Source organism: Tritonibacter horizontis, from assembly GCF_001518015.1.
Lineage (GTDB): Bacteria > Pseudomonadota > Alphaproteobacteria > Rhodobacterales > Rhodobacteraceae > Epibacterium > Epibacterium horizontis.
Genome location: NZ_LPUY01000035.1, coordinates 1 through 5,443, shown reverse-complemented (window position 1 = coordinate 5,443; position 5,443 = coordinate 1). Strand labels below are relative to the sequence as shown.

The 5,443-nt window shown below is 59.7% G+C and carries 4 protein-coding genes, 1 tRNA gene and 1 pseudogene; 4 read left to right on the top strand and 2 right to left on the bottom strand.

Annotated features, from left to right (window positions below; genetic code table 11):
* Window positions 1-47: 47 nt before the first annotated feature.
* Window positions 48-123, bottom strand: a tRNA-Thr gene (locus TRIHO_RS05525).
* A gap of 201 nt (window positions 124-324) precedes the next feature.
* Between TRIHO_RS05525 and TRIHO_RS05520 the strand changes: the two genes are divergently transcribed.
* The 3 genes from TRIHO_RS05520 to TRIHO_RS05510 all read left to right on the top strand — a co-directional run bounded on the left by TRIHO_RS05520 (window position 325) and on the right by TRIHO_RS05510 (window position 3,747).
* Window positions 325-1,200, top strand: coding sequence for a hypothetical protein (locus TRIHO_RS05520; RefSeq protein ID WP_068241081.1), 876 nt, complete (start codon window positions 325-327; stop codon window positions 1,198-1,200).
* A 130-nt stretch (window positions 1,201-1,330) separates the two neighbouring features.
* Window positions 1,331-2,320, top strand: coding sequence for a hypothetical protein (locus TRIHO_RS05515; protein WP_068241079.1), 990 nt, complete (start codon window positions 1,331-1,333; stop codon window positions 2,318-2,320).
* Window positions 2,321-2,454: 134 nt separating this feature from the next.
* Window positions 2,455-3,747: an O-acetylhomoserine aminocarboxypropyltransferase/cysteine synthase family protein gene (locus TRIHO_RS05510; RefSeq protein WP_068241077.1), complete on the top strand. Its 1,293-nt coding sequence runs from the start codon at window positions 2,455-2,457 to the stop codon at window positions 3,745-3,747.
* A 101-nt stretch (window positions 3,748-3,848) separates the two neighbouring features.
* On the opposite strand, the gene TRIHO_RS05505 is transcribed toward TRIHO_RS05510, so the two are convergent.
* Window positions 3,849-4,568 carry an SIMPL domain-containing protein gene (locus TRIHO_RS05505; protein ID WP_068241075.1) on the bottom strand — a complete coding sequence of 240 codons (720 nt, stop codon included), beginning with the start codon at window positions 4,566-4,568 and terminating at the stop codon, window positions 3,849-3,851.
* A 241-nt stretch (window positions 4,569-4,809) separates the two neighbouring features.
* Between TRIHO_RS05505 and TRIHO_RS05500 the strand changes: the two are divergent.
* A pseudogene (locus tag TRIHO_RS05500) lies at window positions 4,810-5,443 on the top strand (hypothetical protein); the annotation flags it as partial.

Genomic DNA, 5,443 nt, shown 5'->3' with positions numbered 1-5,443 from the left:
AATTCAGGCTATTAGAAGAAACTACAGACCACAACTGGAAGTGATTGTGGTGCCCCCACACGGACTCGAACCGCGGACCTACTGATTACAAATCAGTTGCTCTACCAGCTGAGCTATAGGGGCTTGCGCGGCGGGATAATCCGTTTGTCTGGGCTTTGCAAGCGGCAAAATGCACTCTTTGCACTTTGGATGGGGGACATTTTTTGCTTTCGGCTGGTGCCAACGCAGCACTTGGAGGCCACGTCACCAATTTGATGCGATTTGACCCTATCTCTGACGCACTTTATCCCTAGACAAGGACAACCGGGGCACACAGGTCACAGCATGCAAGTCATTATTCATGCCGGAGCGCATGGGACAGAAGAAGATCGTCTGATGAAGACGCTGCTGCGCAACAAGGAAGATTTCCTGATGCGCGGCACTGCTGTGCCCGGTCCAGCCAAGTATCGCAGCCTGTTGAAAGATTGCATGGCCGCATCCAAGACCGGGTCGCCCTCGGCGGATTCCCGCGATCTACTTTGGGATGCCATCCTGGAGGAAGAGAACGCGGATCGCGTCATCTTGTCGAACCCGCATTTCTTTGGCTCACAGCGCGACGCCCTGGAAGGCCAACGGCTCTACCCCGAAGCAGAAGAGCGGATGATGGCGCTCAAGGCCTTGTTCCCGCGCGATGAATTAGAATTGTTCATGGCAATTCGCAGCCCCGTTGGCTTCTTGCCGAAACTGCTGGAAAAAGCCGGGCCCGGGCGACGTGCGACGGTTCTGGAAAACTCCAACCCGATGGATCTGCGCTGGTCGGCGCTGTTTGCACGGCTGCGCGCGGCCTTGCCGGATATCCCCGTCACTGTGTGGTGCTATGAAGATTCTCCGATGATCTGGCCCCAGGTCCTGCGTGAGTTCGGCAACCTTGAACCCAACAGCAAGGTCATGGGCGGCATGGACATGCTGGCCACCATCATGACCCGTGAAGGGATGCGGCGACTGCGCCATTACCTGCACGAGCACCCCCAGCTGACCGAAGCCCACAAGCGCCGCGTTTATGCCGCATTTCTCGACAAATACGCCGTGGACGAAGAGCTTGAGGAAGAACTGGATGTGCCGGACTGGACACCGGATTTTATCGAGGAGATCGACGAAGCCTATGACGAAGACGTCTATCACCTGTCGCAGATCCCTGGTGTGACCTTGATCAGCCCCTGACCCTGCCGGGTCTTAGGGGCCTTGGCACAGGTCGACAACGACCAAGGCGCGGCGTTCATCAGAGTTTACCGCTGCTGTCAGGACAGCTAGGAAGCTTGCGATACTTCAGGAACCAGCAGAGAGCGCATTCATGCCGGGCCAGCCCTTTAACATTGTGATTGTCGGTCAGTCTGGCCGGCTGATGTTCGAGGCGCTCGTTTTTGCGGCCTCGCTGCGCCGGATGAGCCCGAATTTCAACGGTCGCCTTTTTGTTGCGGTGCCGCAGTCCGGTCCGCTGTGGCAGAAGGACCCCGCGATCCGCAACCAGCAGGTGCTGGAGGCCTTGGCGGCGTGCGATGCCGTGGTCCTGCCCTTTGAAAATCGAGTGTTCGGACAAGAATACCCCTATGGCAACAAGATCGAAGCGCTGCTTGCCCTGCCGGAGGGAAAGCCATTTGTATTTTTTGACAGCGATACATTGATCACGGGCGAACTGAGCAATGTGCCCTTTGATTTTGCCCGTCCCTCTGCCAGCCTGCGCCGCGAGGGCACCTGGCCACAACCCACGCTCTATGGTCCGGGATATTCCGCGATCTGGCAATCGCTGTACGACAGGTTCGATCTCGACTTTGACAGCACGCTCGACCGCAGTCAGCCGGATGGCTATTGGCAGCGCTATCTCTACTTCAACGCAGGCTATTTCTATGGCAGCTGCCCTCGGGCCTTTGGTCACCGGTTCCTGCACTACGCCCAGACCATCCGCGACGACCCACCACGTGAACTCGTCTGTCAGTCGCTGGATCCCTGGCTGGATCAGGTGGCGCTTCCGCTTGTGATACAGTCCTTTGGCGGCGGGCGGGACAGCTTGCCTCTTGGGTTTCTGGACGGGGATACCAGTTGCCACTACCGCAACTTTCCGCTGCTCTACGCCCGCGAGAGCGATCACGTCGTCGCCACGCTGGAAGACATCTGCGCGCCGAACAAGATCAAGAAGGTGCTCAAGACCTACGAGCCGATCAAGCGGATGGTGTATCAAGGCAGAGGCGCAAAGGTCCGGGCCTTGTTCGATCAAGACAACCTGCCGCGCCGGGAACAGGCCATTCGCAACCGGATCAAATCCGAAGGTTTCTGGATGCGCTGATGCGCAGCCGCCATGGCCACCGGACAGCGCGGTTTTCATCGCATCATCTTCGTGCTTTTCCTTGCGTTGGCGACATGCGCAGTGTGTGCTGTCGTCATTCAATCAATGATTGAGACATAAGGGAGAGTTTTGAGATGTCCGACGGACCAACCTATGGTTTTGATACCCTGCAAATACATGCAGGCGCCCGCCCAGACCCGGCCACCGGCGCCCGCCAGACCCCGATCTATCAGTCCACAGCCTATGTTTTTCGGGATGCGGACCATGCGGCCGCGCTCTTCAATCTGCAGGAAGTGGGCTATATCTATTCCCGCCTGACCAACCCGACCGTTGCCGTGCTGCAAGAGCGTTTGGCAACGCTCGAAGGTGGCGTTGGGGCCGTGTGTTGCTCCTCTGGCCATGCGGCACAGATCATGGCGCTGTTTCCGCTGATGGGCCCGGGCAAGAATGTGGTAGCCTCGACCCGGCTTTATGGTGGGACCGTGACCCAGTTCAGCCAGACCATCAAACGGTTCGGCTGGTCCGCCAAATTTGTCGATTTCGACGATCTGGAGGCCCTGGAAGCCGCGATAGATGACGACACCCGCGCCGTCTTTTGCGAGTCCGTGGCCAACCCCGGCGGTTATGTGACCGACATCCGCGCGATCGCTGATATCAGTGATGCGGCTGGCATTCCGCTGATCGTCGACAATACCTCCGCCACGCCCTATCTGTGCCAGCCGATTTCGCACGGGGCGACGCTGGTTGTGCACTCCACCACGAAATACCTCACCGGCAATGGCACGGTGACCGGCGGCTGCATCGTCGATTCCGGCAAGTTCAACTGGTCAGCCAATGACAAGTTCCCGTCGCTCTCCGCGCCGGAGCCCGCCTATCACGGGCTGAAATTTCACGAGACCTTCGGCAATCTTGCCTTCACCTTCCACGGCATCGCCATCGGCCTGCGCGACCTTGGCATGACGATGAACCCCCAGGCCGCGCATTACACGCTGATGGGGGTCGAAACCCTGTCGCTGCGCATGCAACGCCATGTGGAAAACGCCGAAAAAATCGCCGCCTGGCTCGAAGCGGATCCGCGCGTGGCGTATGTGACCTATGCGGGTCTGCCCTCCTCGCCCTATGCCGAACGCGCCAAACGATGCTATCCCAAGGGCACTGGCGGGCTCTTTACCGTAGCTCTCAAAGGTGGCTACGAGGCCTGTATGAAACTGGTCGACAGCCTGGAGATCTTTTCCCATGTGGCGAACCTCGGCGATACGCGGTCACTGGTGATCCATTCTGCCTCCACCACCCATCGCCAGCTGAGCCCCGAACAACAGGAAGCGGCCGGCGCGGGTCCAAATGTGGTGCGCATTTCCATCGGCATCGAAGACGCCGACGATCTGATCCGCGATCTTGATCAGGCCTTGACCAAAGCAAGCGGCTAGCATCCCTGCGCGCCGCCGCCTAAACCCAACGTTAAAACGACAAAAAAGGCCGGTCGAAACCGGCCTTTTCCTATTCGGTTTTGTCTTTGCAACCGGTGGGGTTACTTCGGCTTTGACGGTTTTTTCAAATCAAAGATCATCGAAACGCTATGGCGCAGCGTTATCGCACCGGGGGCGATGGGCATGTCGGACGAGCGCGCCATCTCCGTCGCCATCATCCGTCCGCCGCCACCATCGGCGGCGCCGTCCTGAATCTGACGCACCAAGCCCAGCTCCATGCCCGCCGCTGCGGCCAGTTGGCGGGCTTTGTCAATCGCATCTTCGACCGCCGCGCTGCGCAGATCATCCTCGGCAGCATCCTGTTCACTATAGGAAAAGGATATGCCCCGGAATTCGTTCGCCCCGGCCCGCAACACATCGTCCAGGACGCCGCCCATGGTGCCAAGGTCATCCAGCGTGACCATCACAATGTTGGATGCCTCAAAACCGGTGATCGTCTGTTCATAGGCCCCGTCGCGACGAATTTCGCTCCAGACCGGGTGCATCGAAATCTGTTGCGTCTGAATGTCGTCGCCCGCAATACCGCTGTCCTGGAGGCTTGCCATGACCTCGTTCATGCTGACCGAGACCAGCTCCATCGCTTCGCCCGCTTCGTCACTTTGAGCCCGCACGCCCAGAGAAATCACCGCGGTGTCGGGCACCACCTCTTTGCTGGCTTCGCCCGTCACGGATAGCCGTCTCGATTTCTCGGCCTGCGCCGACAGGGGCGCAAGCGCGACAAGGCCCGCCAGCAACAAGGCCATAGGTTTTGGGTGCAACATCGTAGGCTCCTCCGCTTGTGTCGACTTGGGAACCACATGAGAGCGGCAATTCCCCGCGCGCAAGGGGGAGGTCTTCGCTTTCGCTTCCCCTCGGCGGGATCCTGCTTTATGGTTTGTGAAAGAATAACGGCGCTCTGATGCGGTGTTTCTTGTTGCCCATATGTGCGATCCAACTCATGGGACACTCGAAGACGACCCTGTCCTTGTGACCAGAGCCGCAGACAGAAGACCCGATGAGCTGATGAAACCGGAGTTCGCGCTCTCTCTTTCTCTTGACGGCATCACGCTCCTCCTTCGGGGGGCGGGCGGTTGGCGACGTGTGGGCGGTGTCGGGCTGGATGCAGAAGATCTGCCGACCGACCTGGCGATCCTGCGCAGCAAGGCTGAAGAGCTGGCCAAGGACCAGTTGACCTGCAAGCTGCTGCTGCCCGACTCGCAGATCCGATACCTGTCTCTCGATACCGGCGATCTGCCCTACGAGGACCGGATCGAAGCGGCGCGCAAGGCGCTTGAGGGCGCGACCCCCTATCCGGTGTCCGACCTTGCCTTTGACATTTCGCCAGACGGGTCACAGACCCATGTCGCCGCTGTGGCAATCGAAACCCTGGCAGAAGCCGAGAGTTTCGCGATTGAACACGGCTTCAGCCCGCTCAGCTTTGTCGCCGCGCCTGCGGAGGAAAACTATCTGGGGGAGCCTTTCTTTGGCACAGCCCGCGCGGCGCGTGGCCTGGATGTGGAACCGGACGGGATTGCGGTGGTCGAAATCGGCCCGCTGACCGCGCCCCCCGCACCGCCGCCCTTGGAACAGGCACCGCAATCAACCGCCTCCGCACACCAGGCCCCACCCCTGGATGCCATCCCGGCGACGCCTGCCG